Source organism: Variovorax durovernensis (assembly GCF_977011995.1).
Genome location: NZ_CDRNCW010000001.1, coordinates 5,676,887 through 5,692,133, shown reverse-complemented (window position 1 = coordinate 5,692,133; position 15,247 = coordinate 5,676,887). Strand labels below are relative to the sequence as shown.

Annotated in this window: 12 protein-coding genes; 8 read left to right on the top strand and 4 right to left on the bottom strand. The window is 68.9% G+C overall.

Features of this window, described 5'->3' with window-relative positions:
- Nucleotides 1–35 precede the first annotated feature (35 nt).
- Entirely contained in the window at nucleotides 36–806 is a 771-nt protein-coding gene (locus tag ACWV14_RS26980) for a Crp/Fnr family transcriptional regulator (RefSeq protein WP_454904580.1), read from the top strand.
- A 21-nt stretch (nucleotides 807–827) separates the two neighbouring features.
- On the opposite strand, the gene ACWV14_RS26975 is transcribed toward ACWV14_RS26980, so the two are convergent.
- Nucleotides 828–1,682 (bottom strand): DUF6279 family lipoprotein, encoded by an 855-nt coding sequence (locus tag ACWV14_RS26975; RefSeq protein ID WP_454904579.1) that lies wholly within the window; start codon nucleotides 1,680–1,682, stop codon nucleotides 828–830.
- Between the two features lie 31 nt (nucleotides 1,683–1,713).
- On the opposite strand from ACWV14_RS26975, the gene glmU reads away from it, so the two are divergent.
- Nucleotides 1,714–3,129 carry a bifunctional UDP-N-acetylglucosamine diphosphorylase/glucosamine-1-phosphate N-acetyltransferase GlmU gene (gene glmU / locus ACWV14_RS26970; protein WP_454904578.1) on the top strand — a complete coding sequence of 472 codons (1,416 nt, stop codon included), beginning with the start codon at nucleotides 1,714–1,716 and terminating at the stop codon, nucleotides 3,127–3,129.
- Between the two features lie 111 nt (nucleotides 3,130–3,240).
- Here glmU and ACWV14_RS26965 read toward each other — a convergent pair whose 3' ends face one another.
- Nucleotides 3,241–3,723, bottom strand: coding sequence for an Lrp/AsnC family transcriptional regulator (locus ACWV14_RS26965; protein WP_454904577.1), 483 nt, complete (start codon nucleotides 3,721–3,723; stop codon nucleotides 3,241–3,243).
- A gap of 137 nt (nucleotides 3,724–3,860) precedes the next feature.
- Between ACWV14_RS26965 and glmS the strand changes: the two genes are divergently transcribed.
- Nucleotides 3,861–5,741: a glutamine--fructose-6-phosphate transaminase (isomerizing) gene (glmS, locus tag ACWV14_RS26960; protein WP_454904576.1), complete on the top strand. Its 1,881-nt coding sequence runs from the start codon at nucleotides 3,861–3,863 to the stop codon at nucleotides 5,739–5,741.
- Nucleotides 5,742–5,774: 33 nt separating this feature from the next.
- Here glmS and ACWV14_RS26955 read toward each other — a convergent pair whose 3' ends face one another.
- Entirely contained in the window at nucleotides 5,775–7,916 is a 2,142-nt protein-coding gene (locus tag ACWV14_RS26955) for a TonB-dependent siderophore receptor (RefSeq protein ID WP_454904575.1), read from the bottom strand.
- 195 nt (nucleotides 7,917–8,111) lie between these two features.
- Between ACWV14_RS26955 and ACWV14_RS26950 the strand changes: the two genes are divergently transcribed.
- A complete protein-coding gene (locus tag ACWV14_RS26950; RefSeq protein WP_454904574.1) occupies nucleotides 8,112–8,543 on the top strand; it encodes a YbaN family protein in 432 nt (143 codons plus the stop codon).
- 54 nt (nucleotides 8,544–8,597) lie between these two features.
- Nucleotides 8,598–8,990: a carboxymuconolactone decarboxylase family protein gene (locus ACWV14_RS26945; protein ID WP_422088192.1), complete on the top strand. Its 393-nt coding sequence runs from the start codon at nucleotides 8,598–8,600 to the stop codon at nucleotides 8,988–8,990.
- 25 nt (nucleotides 8,991–9,015) lie between these two features.
- Here the strand turns inward: ACWV14_RS26945 and putA are convergent, their stop codons facing one another.
- Nucleotides 9,016–12,756, bottom strand: a complete 3,741-nt coding sequence (gene putA / locus ACWV14_RS26940; protein ID WP_454904573.1) for a trifunctional transcriptional regulator/proline dehydrogenase/L-glutamate gamma-semialdehyde dehydrogenase — start codon at nucleotides 12,754–12,756, stop codon at nucleotides 9,016–9,018.
- A gap of 172 nt (nucleotides 12,757–12,928) precedes the next feature.
- Between putA and ACWV14_RS26935 the strand changes: the two genes are divergently transcribed.
- The 3 genes from ACWV14_RS26935 to ACWV14_RS26925 are packed head-to-tail and all read left to right on the top strand — an operon-like array spanning nucleotide 12,929 to nucleotide 15,240.
- Entirely contained in the window at nucleotides 12,929–14,047 is a 1,119-nt protein-coding gene (locus tag ACWV14_RS26935; protein ID WP_454904572.1) for a hypothetical protein, read from the top strand.
- A 57-nt stretch (nucleotides 14,048–14,104) separates the two neighbouring features.
- Nucleotides 14,105–14,701, top strand: coding sequence for a helix-turn-helix domain-containing protein (locus tag ACWV14_RS26930; protein WP_454904571.1), 597 nt, complete (start codon nucleotides 14,105–14,107; stop codon nucleotides 14,699–14,701).
- 5 nt (nucleotides 14,702–14,706) lie between these two features.
- The gene (locus tag ACWV14_RS26925; RefSeq protein WP_454904570.1) at nucleotides 14,707–15,240 is read left to right on the top strand and encodes an N-acetyltransferase family protein; all 534 of its coding nucleotides are present in this window, start codon (nucleotides 14,707–14,709) and stop codon (nucleotides 15,238–15,240) included.
- Nucleotides 15,241–15,247 lie beyond the last annotated feature (7 nt).

The following is a 15,247-nucleotide window of genomic DNA, read 5'->3' as shown; positions in this document are numbered from 1 at the left end:
GTCAAAAGACACAGCCGGACGGCCTATAGTAAAGCGTGAAATTCGAGGACTACCCCGCCGCCGCAGCGCCCCCTTACGGCATCAATCCATGCGACCAGTGCGCGTTGCGCCAGCTCGACGCCTTTCTTCCGGCCTCCGAAGAAGAACTCAAGACCATCCAGTCGTTCCGCGTCGGCGCCCGCCGCGTGGAGGCCGGCAGCTCGATCATCGAGGAGCACCGGCCCAGCTCGCAGCTCTTCACTCTCTATTCGGGCTGGGCCTTTCGCTACAAGACGCTGAGCGACGGCCGGCGGCAGATCCTGAGCTTTCTCCTGCCCGGTGACTTCATCGGCCTGCAGGACGAGTTTGCCGACGGCCAGACGCACGGCGTCGAGGCCGTCACCGACGTCACGCTGTGCGCCTTCTCGCGCGACCGGCTCTGGGGCCTGTTCCACGCCCAGCCCAAGCTCGGCTACGACATCACCTGGCTCGCCGCGCGCGAGGAAAAGATGGTGGACGACAACCTCGTCACCTCCGGCCGGCGTAATGCCGGCGAGCGCGTGGCGATGCTGCTGATGCACCTGTACCGCCGCGCCGAGCGGGTGGGCATGGTGCGCGACGGCTGGGTCGAGTTTCCGTTCAACCAGCAGCACATCGCAGACGCGCTGGGGCTGTCGCTCGTGCACACCAACAAGACGATGCGGCGGCTGCAGCGGCTCGGGTTCTACAAGATCGACACCGGCTGGCTGCGCATCATGGAACCGCACGCGCTGGAGACGCTGGGCGACTATTTCGAGCGGCCGATGCGGCCCACGCCGCTGATCTGAGGCAGGCCTTCGGGCCCGGAGTCAGCGCGCCGCCACCAGCTGCCGTAGATCGTCCTGGTAGGCCTGCAGCCGGCGCACTGCCTGCGCGCGCTGGCTGGCGGTCGTGCCGTTGTGCAGCGCGGCGGTGTTGCGGCAGCCTTCCTCCAGCAGCGCCTGCTGCTGGTCGCGCCAGGGGCCGGGCGGCGGCGCGGCGACGCGCTGGATATAGGCGTGCAGCGCGGCGCGCGCCTCGGCCGCAGAAGGCTTGTCGGCGACAAAGCCGCGCAGCAGCACCAGCGCTTCCTGCTGGCGCTGGCGGCGCTCGGCGTCCGCCAGCCGCGGGTCGAACACCGACTGCGCAACCTGCTGTTTCAGCAGCTCGCGCTGCTCGGTACTCAGGCGGCCGTAGAAGTCCTCGGTACGGTCGAGGAACTGGTCGTAGCGCTTTTCCTGCACCTGGGCCGGCGTGCGGTCGAGCCATTCCTTGCGATAGGTGGCGTTGTTCTTGGTGTATTTGCGTTCCAGCTGCTGCAGCTGGGCGGCGGTCAGGCTCAGCGCGAGCTGCGCGCCAGCGGTTTCCGCCCGGTCGGTCACGGCCAGCAGGCGCTCGCGGATGCGATCGGCCATGGCGCAGACCTGCGCCGGCGTCACCTCGCCGGGCGCCAGTGCCTGTGCTTCCTGCAGCAGCGAGGCGATGCGCGGCAGCTCGTTGTGCCGGTGCCAGTCCAGCAGCTGGGCGAGTTCGTCGCGCACCTTCGGGGCCTGCTCGTTGTCGAAATCCAAGTAGCCGTCCAGCCACCAGTAGCTCACGGTGGGCAGGTTGTTGTAGGCCAGCCGGATGGCGCTGCAGGCCCCCAGCGCGGCGGCCAGGAGCAGCACGCCGATAATCCGCGCCATTGCCGCGCAACGAAATCGGGAAGAAAAACGCATGAATCAGACTCCGCAACAGCACACGCCGGGACCGGTGGACATCGTCATCATGGCTGCCGGCAAGGGCACGCGCATGAAGAGCAAGCTGCCCAAAGTGTTGCATCGATTGGCCGGCCGCGCACTGCTGGCGCATGTGACGGACACCGCCGGGCGCATCGGCGCGCGCGACGTGGTGGTGGTCACGGGCCACGGCGCCGCCGAGGTCGAGGCGGCCATGGCCGGCGGCATTGCCGGCGCCACGCTGCGCTTCGCGCGCCAGGAGCCGCAGCTGGGCACGGGCCACGCGGTGCTGCAGGCGGCGCCGCTGCTGCCCGACGACGGCACGGTGGTCGTGCTTTCGGGCGACGTGCCGCTCATCGGCGAGGACACGCTGCGCGCGCTGGTCGCGGCCAGTGCGGGTGGACGGCTCGCACTGCTGACCATCGAATTCGACGACCCCACCGGCTACGGCCGCGTGATCCGCTCGGCCGCCGCCGGCGACGTGACCGCCGTGGTCGAGCACAAGGACGCCACCGAGGCCCAGCGCGCCGTGCGCGAGATCTACAGCGGCGTGATGGCCGTGCCGGCGCGCCTGCTCAAGGGCTGGCTCGCGCGGCTGGACAACAAGAACGCCCAGGGCGAGTACTACCTGACCGACGTGGTGAAGCTCGCGGCCGCCGACGGCGTGCCCGTGGTCGCGCACATCACCACCGACGCGCTGCAGGTGGCCGGCATCAACAGCCCGGCCCAGCTCGCGGCGCTGGAGCGCGCCTGGCAGCTGCGCCAGGCCAATGCGCTGATGGAGCAGGGCGTGCGCCTGGCCGACCCGGCGCGCTTCGACCTGCGCGGCAAGCTCGAGTGCGCCGCCGACGTGGAGATCGACGTCAACTGCGTGTTCGAAGGCGCGGTGTCGCTGGGCGAGGGTGTGCGCATCGGCGCGAACTGCGTCATTGCCAATGCGCGCATCGAGGCCGGCGCAGTGATCCATCCGTTCACGCATATCGAAGGCGAGAAGGCCGGCGTGACAGTGGGCGCGGGCGCGCTCATCGGCCCGTTCGCGCGGCTGCGGCCGGGCGCGCAACTGGGCGCGGAGGTGCACATCGGCAACTTCGTCGAGGTCAAGAACTCGACGCTGGCCGCCGGCGCCAAGGCCAACCACCTGGCCTACCTGGGTGACGCCACCGTGGGCGAGCGCGTCAATTACGGGGCGGGCTCCATCACCGCCAACTACGACGGCGCCAACAAGCACCGCACCGTGATCGGCGACGACGTGCACGTGGGCAGCAACTGCGTGCTGGTCGCGCCCATCACCCTGGGCGCGGGCGGCACCATCGGCGGCGGCTCGACCATCAACAAGTCGACCGAGCCTGGGGCGCTGACCGTCTCGCGCGCCAAGCAGGTCAGCTTTGCGAACTGGAAGCGCCCCAAAAAATAGGCTCGCCCCCAGGCTGCGCGCACTTCGTGTCGCTTCGCCAACCCCCTACCGGGGGCAACACCTGCGGCCCGGCAAAGCCGGTTCCGCGGTGTTTCGCGAAGGGACCGGGCGTCACGCCAGCGGCAAACGGGGCTCGAACTTGGCGCGCTTGAGGCTGAAGAAGGCCTTGACGTTGCGCACGTTCGCATCGGCCGTGAACAGGCGCTGCGCGAGCGCGCCGTAGTCCGGCATGTCGCGCGCCGCGACGATCAGCACGAAGTCGGGGCCGGGCGACACGCGCCAGCATTGCTGCACGGCGTCGTCGGCGATCACGCGCGTCTCGAAGGCGTCCAGCGAGGCGGCGTCCTGCCGGTCCAGCGAAATTTCCACCACCGCCTGCAGGCCGTGGCCCAGCACCGTGGCCAGCCGGTCGGGCGACAGCAGCGCGACCTGGCGCTCGATGAGGCCTTCTTCACGAAGCCGCTGCACGCGTCGCAGGCAGGTGGGCGGGGAAATGCCGACGTCGGCGGCCAGGCGCTGGTTGGTCTGCGAGGCGTCGCGCTGAAGGGCATCCAGCAGGCGCAGGTCGGTTGAATCCAGGGTGATTGATTCCATATTCATCTGAATTATGGAATAAATATCCAAATAAGGAAAAACAAGAAATAAAAATCCGAAATCAAACGAATTTTGAATGCATATTTCTTTCAAGCCTTCCTACCATCGAGCCTCCTCTTCATTCAAGGCAGATCACCATGTGCGGCATCGTCGGGGCAGCGTCCCATCGCAACATCGTTCCGGTCCTGGTCCAGGGCCTTCAGCGGCTCGAGTACCGCGGCTATGACTCGTGCGGCGTGGCGGTGCATGCCGGCGGCCTGACGCGGGCGCGCACCACCTCGCGCGTGGCCGACCTCGTGGCGCAGGTGCGCGACGAGAAGGTCGAAGGCCTCACCGGCATCGCCCACACGCGCTGGGCCACCCACGGCGCGCCGGTCGTGCACAACGCCCATCCGCACTTCAGCCATGGCCCCGGCGCCGGTGCGCAGGGCGCACGCCCGGGCCGCATCGCGCTGGTGCACAACGGCATCATCGAGAACCACGAACCGCTGCGCGCCGCGCTCGAAGCCAAGGGCTATGTGTTCGAGAGCCAGACCGACACCGAGGTCATCGCCCACCTGGTCGACAGCCTCTACGACGGCGACCTGTTCGAAGCCGTCAAGGCCACGGTGCTGCAGCTGCACGGCGCCTACGCCATTGCCGTGATTTGCCGCGACGAGCCGCATCGCGTGGTCGGCGCGCGCGCGGGCTCGCCGCTGATCCTGGGCGCCGGCAAGGACGGCGCGGAGAACTTCCTCGCGAGCGACGCGATGGCCCTGGCCGGCGTGACCGACCAGATCGTGTACCTGGAAGAAGGCGACGTGGTCGACGTGCAGCCGGGCAAGTACTGGATCGTCGACAGGAACCACAAGCCGGTGACCCGCCAGGTGCGCACCGTGCACGCCCACAGCGGCGCGGCCGAACTGGGCCCGTACCGCCACTACATGCAGAAGGAAATCTTCGAGCAGCCGCGCGCCATCGGCGACACGCTCGAGGGCGTGGAAGGCATCGTGCCCGAGCTGTTCGACGGCATCGGTCAGGACGGTGCCACGGGTGCCAGCGCGCACCGCGTGTTCCAGGACATCGACAAGATCCTCATCCTTGCGTGCGGCACCAGCTACTACAGCGGCTGCACCGCCAAGTACTGGCTGGAGAGCATCGCGAAGATCTCCACGCAGGTCGAGATCGCGAGCGAGTACCGCTACCGCGACTCCGTGCCCGACCCGAAGACGCTGGTCGTCACCATCAGCCAGTCGGGCGAGACCGCCGACACCCTGGCCGCGCTGAAGCATGCGCGCTCGCTGGGCATGGAGCAGACGCTGACCATCTGCAACGTTGCCACCAGCGCGATGGTGCGCGAGTGCAAGCTGGCGTACATCACGCGCGCCGGCGTGGAAATCGGCGTGGCGTCGACCAAGGCCTTCACCACGCAGCTGGCGGGCCTGTTCCTGCTGACGCTCGCCATCGCACAGAGCAAGGGCCACCTGAGCGAAGCCGACGAGGCGCGCTACCTGAAGGAAATGCGGCACCTGCCCGTCGCGCTGCAGTCGGTGCTGGCGCTGGAGCCGCAGATCATCGGCTGGGCCGAAGACTTCGCGCGCAAGGACCACGCGCTGTTCCTGGGCCGCGGGCTGCACTATCCGATCGCGCTCGAAGGCGCGCTCAAGCTCAAGGAAGTGACCTACATCCACGCCGAGGCCTACGCCGCCGGCGAACTCAAGCACGGCCCGCTCGCGCTGGTGACGAGCGAAATGCCCGTGGTGGCCGTGGCGCCCAACGACGCGCTGCTCGAAAAGCTCAAGAGCAACCTGCAGGAAGTGCGCGCGCGCGGCGGCGTGCTCTACGTGCTGGCCGACGGCGACACGAAGATCACCAGCAGCGAAGGGCTGCACGTGATCCGCATGCCCGAGCACTACGGCGCGCTCTCGCCGATCCTGCACGTGGTGCCGCTGCAGCTGCTGGCGTATCACACGGCGGGTGCGCGGGGCACCGACGTGGACAAGCCGCGCAACCTGGCGAAGAGCGTGACGGTGGAGTGAGGCTGGGGGCTGCGGTGCCGTCGTCGCAGCCCGTCAGAACTTCGCCTGCAGGCCCGCCACCACTTGCCGGCCCAGTCCGGGCAGCACCGTCAGGTTGTTCCACGAAGCGACGTAGAAGGTCTTGTCGAACAGGTTGTTGACATCGAGGGTGACGCGAACGCGCGTATTGACCTGCCAGTAGGCCGTCAGGCGCACGGTGGTGTAGGCAAGCAGCCGGTAGGTGTCGGTGGCGTTGCCGGTGCGCTCGCCCACGTGCACCACTCCGCCGCCGATGCCGTAGCGGCCGTTGAACAGCCTGTCCTCGCGGATGGCGAACAGGCCGCCGCTGATGCGCGGGATGTTGGCCAGCCTGCGCCCGAGCATGGCCGGGTTGTTGTCGCGGGTGACTTCGGTGTCGGTATAGGCCAGGTTCCCGGTGAGGCGCCAGTGCGCGTCCAGCTGGCCGGCAACGTCGGCCTCGATGCCGCGGCTGCGCGCCTGGCCGGCGGCCACGTTGAAGTTGGCGTTGGTCGGGCTGCGGGTGAGCACGTTGCTCTTGCGGATGTCGAACACCGCCATCGTGGCGGTCAGCCGCTCGTCGGCCGACAGCCATTTGGCGCCGGCTTCCAGCGCGCGGCCCGATTGCGGCGCGAACGCGTTGCCGTTCTCGTCTCCGCCCGAATTGGGCTTGAAGGACTTGCCGGCGCTGGCATAGAAGGACAGCCGGTCGCTCACGAGGTAGGTGATGCCCACGCGCGGCGAAGTGGCCGAATGGCTCTGGGCGGTGGACTTGCGTGCCAGCAGGTCGTCGTAGTCCTGGTGGAAACGGTCGAAGCGCACGCCGGCCAGCAGCTTCCATTGCGGCGACAGGTCGATCTGATCCTGCACGAAGACGCCGGTGGCGCGCTGGTCGTCGCGCGTGTTGAACAGGGGCGAGAGCGGCGCCGTGCGGGCCTGGCCGTAGAGCGGCTGGTAGATATCGATCGCATACGGCGCCCTGGCCACGCTCGAATACTCGCCGTACTGACCCATGAAGAGCCGCCAGGACTCCACGCCCGCCAGCAGCGTGTGGCCGATGCCGCCCGTGCTGAACTTGCCCTCGACTTCGGCCTGCACCGACGTGTCGCGCGACGGCAGGCTGCGCCAGCTGTCCCGTCGATTGAGGGTGCGGGCGTCGGCGCGCAGCGTGCTGTTGAGGTCGACCGCGTCGCCGAAGTAACGGGTCTCGCGGTAGGACGTGCCGACCCGGGCGCGCCAGCCCTGGCCCAGCTCGCGGTCCACCGTCAGTTGATGGGTGTCGCCCTCGATGTGCATGTTGTCCCGGTCGGGCTCGCCCAGGAAGCGGTCGCGCGGAAGAACGCCGACATTGCCGTTGATCTGGATCAGGCCCCGGTCGAGCGGCGCGCGGATGCGGACGAGTTCGGCTTCGTACTGCACCACCGTGCGGCTGTCGGGAGTCCAGGTGAGCGCCGGCGCCAGTACCTGCTTGCGGCTGTCGATCAAGCTGCTGCGGCTGGCGCCGTCCTCGGCCACCGCATTGAGCCGATAGGCGAAGCTGCTGCCCAGCGGGCCGGTGGTGTCCAGCGTCGTGCGCCGGAAGCCCAGCGTGCCGACCTCCACGCCGACGGTGTGCGCGGCGGTGAATTGGGGCTTCTTGGTCACGACGTTGATGGTTCCGCCGGGTTCGCTGCTGCCGTAGAGCGCCGCGGCCGGACCTTTGAGGAATTCGACGCGTTCGACGCTCGCCACGTCGCGCTGCGGTCCGTAGCCCCGGCCCGAGGGAAAGCCGTTGAGCAGCGAGCCGCCTTCCGTGTTGCTGAAGCCCCGGATTGCGAAGTTGTCCCAGGTGCCGCCGAAGTCGTTGAGCCGCGCGATGCCGCTGACGTAGTCGATGGTGTCGCCCAGCCGCGTCGCGCCCAGGTCATCGATCAACTGGCGCGGAACCACCCGCACTGCCTGCGGCACTTCGATCAGCGGGGTCTCGGTGCGCGTTGCCGCGGTGCCGCCGCGAGGGCCTGCATAGCCGGAAGCCGCGCTCTCCGACTGGTCGTGGATCTCGGTCGTCTTGAGCGTGTTGGCGGAGCCGGCATCCGGCGCCTGCTGCGCGAGCAGTTCGGTGACAGGGGACAGCGCCAGCAGGGCGGCAAAAGCACGCGCGAAAGGAAGAGGAGAAGAAGAAGAGGTTGGAAAAATCACGGGAAAGTTGCGCTGTGAGAGGGCCGATGGCCGGGCGACAGGAGAAGCCCGGGTCGCGACGTCGAAACAACGCCGCGAAGGGTCGTGATGATAATGAATCTCATTTGTGAATTCCTGTTATCAAGACACCTTGGTCGGCAACTGCAACGAGCCGGTGGCGCTGCGCGTCGTGCGCTGAAAGACAATCGGCTCGTGATGCCCGCCGAAGAAAAGAACCTGCCCGCCGCGGATGCCACCGTCGCCGTGCCGCGCCCGTTGCCATTGGCCGCCCGCTGGCTGCTGCTGGCCTTTGCCGCGCTGTGCCTGGTGCTGGCCGTCATCGGCGTGATCGTGCCGGGCATGCCGACGACGGTGTTCGTGCTGATGGCCGCATGGGCCGCCGCGCGCAGCTCGCCCCGCCTGCATCGCTGGCTGCTGGAGCACCGGCTGTTCGGCCCCATCCTGCGCAACTGGGAAAACGGCCGCACGGTGAGCCGCCGCGCCAAGTGGAGCGCCACCGCGGCGATGGCGTTCTGCGCCGTCGTCATCGCGCTCACCGCCCACAAGCCGTGGCTGGCGGGGCTCGGCATCGGCTCGATGGCCGTCGTGCTCGCATGGCTGTGGCGGCGGCCGGAGCCGGATGCCTGATGGCGATGGCGATGGCCGCTCCACAATGCGGCCTTCGTCTCAGGAGATTGAATAGTGAAGCCACAACCCATCGAGTACGCCGCCGCCTCCGACGACGTCAAGGCCGTGTTCGACGACATCAAGACATCGCGCAACGTGCCCGATGTCAACAACTTCTGGAAGTACCTCGCCAACGACCCCGCCACGCTCAAGCGCACCTGGGGCAGCCTCAAGGAGGTGATGGCGCCCGGAGCGCTCGACCCGGTGGTCAAGGAAATGGTCTACCTCGCGGTGAGCGTCACCAACAACTGCGGCTACTGCATCGCCAGCCATCATGCGGGCGCGGCCAAGGCCGGCATGACGCCGCAGATGTTCGCCGAGCTGATGGCCGTGGTCGGCATGGCCAACGAGACCAACCGGCTGGTCAACGGCTACCGCGTGCCGATCGACCCTGCGTTCGACAAGTAGCGGTCGGCCGGCTGGCCGGCGGCACTCAGCCGATGGTCATCAGGCTCGCGTTGCCGCCCGCTGCCGCGGTGTTGACGCTGAGCGCGCGCTCCACCACCAGGCTTTCGAGCGGAATGTCCGCGTCGCCCGGCGCGAAGGCGCGCACGCCGACGATGGGGCCGGGGCGCGCGGCAATGCGCTGCATCGCATCGGCCAGGCCGCTTTCGTCGCCGTGGTGCAGCGCGGCGTCGAAGGCCACGGTCGGTGAAGACCAGTCGCTGGCGATGGCCACGCTTTGCTGCACCTCGGCGGGCAGCGACGCACGCAAGGCCTGCGTGTCGGCATCGGCCGGCCAGATGGCGGTGCTGCCCACCGACAGCACGGCTGCCAGTTGCGCCAGCCGGTCGGCCTCCGTGCCGGCCAGGCAAAGCACCGCCTCGCGCGGCAGCAGCGTGTAGACGTTGCGCTCGCCGGTAGGGCCGGTCAGCGTGCGTGAGTCGCCGGCGCGCGACAGCGATGCAAAGCGCGCGCACTGCGCTGCCAGCGCGTCGCGTCCGTTGTCCCGCGCCCAGCGGGCCAGCGCCGACAGCCCTGCGTGCGGCGCTGCCTCGGAAGCGCCGTCGCCGTCCATCGCCCGCGCCATCGCATCGTCGGGCCGCTTCGACAGCATGCGCAGCATGTACAGCGGCCCGCCCGCCTTCGGCCCCGTGCCCGACAGCCCTTCGCCGCCGAAGGGCTGCACGCCCACCACAGCGCCCACGATGTTGCGGTTGACGTACACGTTGCCCGCCTTGGCGTCCTGCACGATCTGCGCGATGGTCTCGTCGATGCGCGTGTGCACGCCCAGCGTCAGGCCGTAGCCCGTGCCGTTGATCTGCCCGACCAGCGCGCCAAGGTCGCGCCGGCGGTAGCGCACCAGGTGCAGCACAGGGCCGAACACCTCGCGCTGCAGTTCCGAAATGCTGTCGAGCTCGATCAGCGTGGGCATCACGAAGGTGCCGTGGCGCGTGTCCTGCCCATGCTCGCGGCCCTGGCGGTAGACCTTGTGGCCGCGCGAGCGCATGGCCGCGATGTGGCGCTCGATGCCGTCGCGCGCCTCCGCGTCGATCACCGGGCCCACGTCCACTGCCAGCCATGCGGGGTTGCCGATGCAGGCCTCGGCCATAGCGCCTTCGAGCATCTCGACGAGCCGGTCGGCCGCCTCTTCCTGCACGCACAGCACGCGCAGCGCGGAGCAGCGCTGGCCGGCGCTGTCGAAGGCCGAGGCCATCACGTCGGTGACGACCTGCTCCACCAGCGCGGAGGAGTCCACGATCATCGCGTTCTGCCCGCCCGTCTCAGCGATCAGCGGCACCGGCGCGCCGTGGGCACCGAGACGCTGCGACAGCGTCTTCTGCAGGATGCGCGCAACCTCGGTCGAGCCGGTGAACATCACGCCCTGCACGCGCGCGTCGGCGACCAGGCTGGCGCCCACCGTCTCGCCGCGTCCCGGCAGCAGTTGCACCGCGGCACGCGGCACGCCGGCCTGCCACAGCGCGCGCACCGCCTCGGCGGCGACCAGCGGCGTTTGCTCGGCCGGCTTGGCGAGCACCGGGTTGCCCGCCGCGAGCGCGGCGGCCACCTGGCCGGTGAAGATCGCCAGCGGAAAATTCCACGGGCTGATGCAGACCATCGGGCCGAGCGCGCGGTGCGTGTCGTTCGAGAAATCGCTCCTGGCCTGCGCCGCGTAGAAGCGCAAGAAGTCCACCGCCTCGCGCACTTCGGCGATGGCGTTGGCATAGGTCTTTCCAGCCTCGCGCGCCAGCAGGCCGAGCAGGCGCGGCATTTGTTCTTCGAGCAGGTCGGCGGCGCGCTCGAGCATGGCGGCGCGTTCGGCGGGCGGCGTGGCGGCCCATGCTGCGGCAATGCCGGCAGCTTGCGAGACGGCCGATTCGACATCGGCAGGCGTGGCCTCCCGCACCTGCCCGACCACATCGCGATGGTCGGCCGGGTTCAGCACATCGGCCGGTTCGCTTTGCGTGTCGGCGCCCACCGCCAGCATCGGCTCGGCATGCCAGCCTTCATGCGCGGTGGCCCGCAGGGTCTGGCCCAGCAGGCGCAGGCTGTCGTCGTTCGCAAGATCGAGCCCGCGCGAGTTGCGGCGCTGCGTGCCGTACAGCGCCGCAGGCAGCGCGATCGCCGGATGCGGCAGCCCCACGGCGCCTTCCTGCGCGGCCATGTGTTCCACCGTTGCCACCGGGTCTTCCACCAGCGCTTCGAGCGAAATCGTCGGGTCGGCGATGCGGTTCACGAACGAGGTGTTCGCGCCGTTCTCCAGCAGGCGGCGCACCAGGTAGGCCAGCAGCGTCTCGTGCGTGCCCACCGGCGCATAGATGCGGCATGGCCGCCCGAGCGGGCCGACCACCTGCTCGTACAGCGGCTCGCCCATGCCGTGCAGGCACTGGAACTCGTACTGCCCCGGCTGGTAGCGCGACGGCTCGGCCATCGTGTAGATGGCGGCCAGCGTGTGCGCGTTGTGCGTGGCGAACTGCGGGTACACCGCTTCCGGCGCGGCGAGCAGGCTGCGCGCGCAGGCGAGGTAAGACACATCGGTGTAGGCCTTGCGCGTGTAGACCGGGTAGCCGTCGAGCCCGTCGATCTGCGCGCGCTTGATCTCGCTGTCCCAGTAGGCGCCTTTCACCAGCCGCACCATCAGCCGGTGGCGGCTGCGGCGCGCGAGGTCGATCACGTAGTCGATCACGAAGGGGCAGCGCTTCTGGTACGCCTGGATCACGAAGCCGATGCCGTTCCAGCCCGCGAGCGCCGGTTCGAAGCACAGGCGCTCCAGCAGGTCGAGCGACAGCTCCAGCCGGTCGGCTTCCTCGGCGTCGATGTTCAGGCCGATGTCGTAGCGCTGCGCCAGCAGCGTCAGTTCGCGCAGCACCGGGTACAGCTCGGCCATCACGCGCGCGTGCTGCGCGCGGCTGTAGCGCGGGTGCAGCGCCGACAGCTTGATCGAGATGCCCGGGCCTTCGTACACGCCGCGCGCATCCGAAGCCTTGCCGATCGCGTGAATCGCCTTTTCATACGCGAGCTTGTAGCGCCCGGCGTCTTCCATGGTGAGCGCGGCCTCGCCGAGCATGTCGTACGAGTAGCGAAAGCCCTGCGCCTCCAGCTCGCGCGCATTGCCCAGCGCCTGCCCTATGGTTTCTCCGGTGACGAACTGCTCGCCCATCATGCGCATCGCCATGTCCACGCCCTTGCGGATCAACGGCTCGCCGCCCTTGCCGATCAGGCGCGTGAGCACGGCCGACAGGCCGGTCTCGCTGTGCGTGGCCACCAGCTTGCCGGTCAGCAGGAGGCCCCAGGTGGCGGCGTTGACGAACACCGACGGGCTGCGGCCCGCATGCGTCTGCCATTGGCCGTGGGCGATCTTGTCGCGGATCAGCGCGTTGCGCGTTTCGGCATCGGGAATGCGCAGCAGCGCTTCGGCCAGGCACATCAGCGCGACGCCTTCCTGGGACGACAGCGCGTATTCCTGCAGCAGCCCCTGCACGAGGCCGGCGCGGCCGCTCGCGTTCTTGCGCGAGCGCAGTTGCTGCGCGATGCGATGCGCCAGTGCATGCGCCTCTTCGGCCTGCCCGCGCGGCAGTCGGGCCTGCTCGAGGAGCGGCGGCAGCGCCTCGGGTTCGGCGCGGCGCCAGGCCGCGGTGATCTGCTCGCGCAGCGGCGAAGGCCCGGGCGGCAGCGCGTCGGCGAATGCCGCGAACGAGGAGGGCAGGGGGTCGGAGTCGTTGGTGGTGCTCATGTGCGGCTCATGCTGGAGATATGTTGGATGATCTGCGCCTCCTTGCCGAATTTGTGTTCGAAGAATTGTGCTTTGGCAGAGTAAATCGCTAGGTTGAGCCGGCCAGGGGCAGTCAGGTTCGCAGATGGCGGCAGGCAGAGAATCCGCGCTCCATCCTTGCAGTCTTGCGAACATGCCCAGCTACAGAAGGCTCTTTCTTTTCCTTGCGGCCGTGTGCCTGCCGGCGTGCTGGCCTGCATATGCGGCAGCAGCCGACTCCTCCGTCTGCACGTCCTCGGCGGCTGCGGACTGCCTGCACAGCTTCACGCCGGCCGGTGCCGCAGGTGCGCTGCACTACTACGCCTCGCTCGATCCCGATGCCCCGGCCGCAATGGCCGCAACTGCCACCGCAGCCGGGCCGACGAAGGCGCTCATCGCCATGCACGGCCATTCGCGCGATGCCAACAAGACCTTCGAGGCAACGCTGCGCACCGTCCGCAACGCCGGCACGCTGGGCGACACGCTGGTGATCGCGCCGCTCTTCCAGGTGCCCGCCGACAAAGCCGCGGCAGGCCGCTGCAACACGCCGGGCCTGCCCGCACCGCAGTCCGGCGACCTGTTGTGGACCTGCGGCTCCTGGCTCGAAGGCGGTCGTTCGGCATCGGGCAGCCGCATCGGCTCGTTCGCGGTCATGGACGCTCTCGTGGTCGAGCTGGTGCAGCGCTGGCCGGGCTTGCGCACCATCACCATCGCCGGCTTCTCGGCGGGCGGGCAGTTCGTGCAGCGCTATGCCGCCTTCGCGCAGATCGGCGGCACAGCGGGCAAGGTGGGCAAGGTGGCCGTCCGCTACGTGGTTGCCGACCCGAGCACGTGGCTCTATTTCGACCCGGTGCGCCCGCAGTTCGCAATCGACGGCACGTCGGTCGCGGGATTCGCGGTGCCCGGTGCCCCCGCATGCCCCGAGATGAACCGCTGGAAGTACGGCACCGACGACCTGCCCGCGCACCTTGGGCGCAGCGCGGAGCAGGCGCGCCGGCAGTATGCGGAAGCCGACATCAGCTACCTCGAAGGCGCGCTCGACAGCAACGACGCCAAGGGCACGGCCTATCGCGTTCTCAACCGGTCCTGCGCGGCGCTCGCGCAAGGCTCGTTCCGCCTGCAGCGTGGCCTCGCCTATGCGCAGTACGACCGCGCGGTGCTTGCGCCCGGCAAGCAGCGTCAAGTCGTGGTCGTGCCGGGCTGCGCGCACGACGTGGCCTGCGTCTTTCCTTCGGAAGCCGCGCGCGCCGCATTGATCGGCCCTTCCCGGTGAGGGCGAACTGCCGGGAGGCTTGACGTAGCTTCCTTCATGATGGATATTTCATCCAATATGAAGGAAACAGAAGAAACCCCCTCCGGACTGAACGACCGCATCGCGCAGCGCGTGCGCGACCTGCGCGCGCAGCGCGGCCTGTCGCTCGACGCGCTGGCCACGCACTGCGGCGTCAGCCGTTCCATGATCTCGCTGATCGAGCGCGGCGAAAGCAGTCCCACCGCCGTGCTGCTCGAAAAACTCGCGACCGGTCTCGGCGTGTCGCTGGCCTCGTTGTTCGAGGCGCCCGCGCCCGCCGCCGACCCGGTGTCGCGGCTGGCCGGCCAGCTGCAGTGGCGCGACCCGCACTCCGGCTACGTGCGGCGCAATGTGTCGCCCAGCGGCTTCGCCTCGCCCATACAGATCGTCGAGGTGCTGTTTCCGCCCAAGGCGCGCGTGGCTTACGAAACCGCGGCGCGCGAGCCGCTCATCCACCAGCAGGTGTGGGTGCTCGACGGCGTCATCGAACTCACGCTGGGTGACGAAAACCACCGGCTCGCCACCGGCGACTGCCTGGCGATGGTGCTCGACCGCCCCATGAGCTACTACAACCCCTCGCGCGAGACCACCCGCTACGCCGTGGTGATCGCGACTGTGCCTTTTTCGTGGAGATGAATGACATGACGAATTTCGAAGCGCCCCGCATCCGACTTCTTTCGACGGTGGGCGATGGCCAGCTGCAGGCGCTGGCCGACCTGCTCATCGATTGCGTCGAGGGCGGCGCGTCGGTCAGCTTCATGCATCCGCTCACGCCCGAGCGCGCACAGGCTTTCTGGCGCAACGTGGCCGCGGGCGTGGCCGCCGGCGAGCGCGACTTGCTGGTGGCCGAGGACGCCGAAGGCATCGTCGGCACCGTGCAGGTGGTGCTGGCCCAGCCCGAGAACCAGCCGCATCGCGGTGAGGTTTCCAAGATGCTGGTGCACCGCAGGGCGCGGCGCCGGGGCATCGGCGAGCTGCTGATGCGGGCCGCCGAGCAGCAGGCGCGCGAGCGCGGCAAGACGCTGCTGGTGCTCGACACCTCCAGCCCCGACGCCGAACGCCTCTACGCCCGCACCGGGTGGACGAGGGTGGGCAGCGTTCCCGGCTTCGCGCTGCTGCCGCAGGGAGAGCCGTGCGCCACCACCTTTTTCTATCTGGAACTCGATGGACGCTGACTAGCTA

What these genes read in the sequence shown, in the direction of transcription:
- ACWV14_RS26975 (WP_454904579.1), bottom strand. Translation starts at nt 1,682, where the DNA reads ATGGCGCGGATTATCGGCGTGCTGCTCCTGGCCGCCGCGCTGGGGGCC.
- glmU (WP_454904578.1), top strand. Translation starts at nt 1,714, where the DNA reads ATGAATCAGACTCCGCAACAGCACACGCCGGGACCGGTGGACATCGTC.
- ACWV14_RS26965 (WP_454904577.1), bottom strand. Translation starts at nt 3,723, where the DNA reads ATGGAATCAATCACCCTGGATTCAACCGACCTGCGCCTGCTGGATGCC.
- glmS (WP_454904576.1), top strand. Translation starts at nt 3,861, where the DNA reads ATGTGCGGCATCGTCGGGGCAGCGTCCCATCGCAACATCGTTCCGGTC.
- ACWV14_RS26950 (WP_454904574.1), top strand. Translation starts at nt 8,112, where the DNA reads ATGCCCGCCGAAGAAAAGAACCTGCCCGCCGCGGATGCCACCGTCGCC.
- putA (WP_454904573.1), bottom strand. Translation starts at nt 12,756, where the DNA reads ATGAGCACCACCAACGACTCCGACCCCCTGCCCTCCTCGTTCGCGGCA.
- ACWV14_RS26935 (WP_454904572.1), top strand. Translation starts at nt 12,929, where the DNA reads ATGCCCAGCTACAGAAGGCTCTTTCTTTTCCTTGCGGCCGTGTGCCTG.
- ACWV14_RS26930 (WP_454904571.1), top strand. Translation starts at nt 14,105, where the DNA reads ATGAAGGAAACAGAAGAAACCCCCTCCGGACTGAACGACCGCATCGCG.
- ACWV14_RS26925 (WP_454904570.1), top strand. Translation starts at nt 14,707, where the DNA reads ATGACGAATTTCGAAGCGCCCCGCATCCGACTTCTTTCGACGGTGGGC.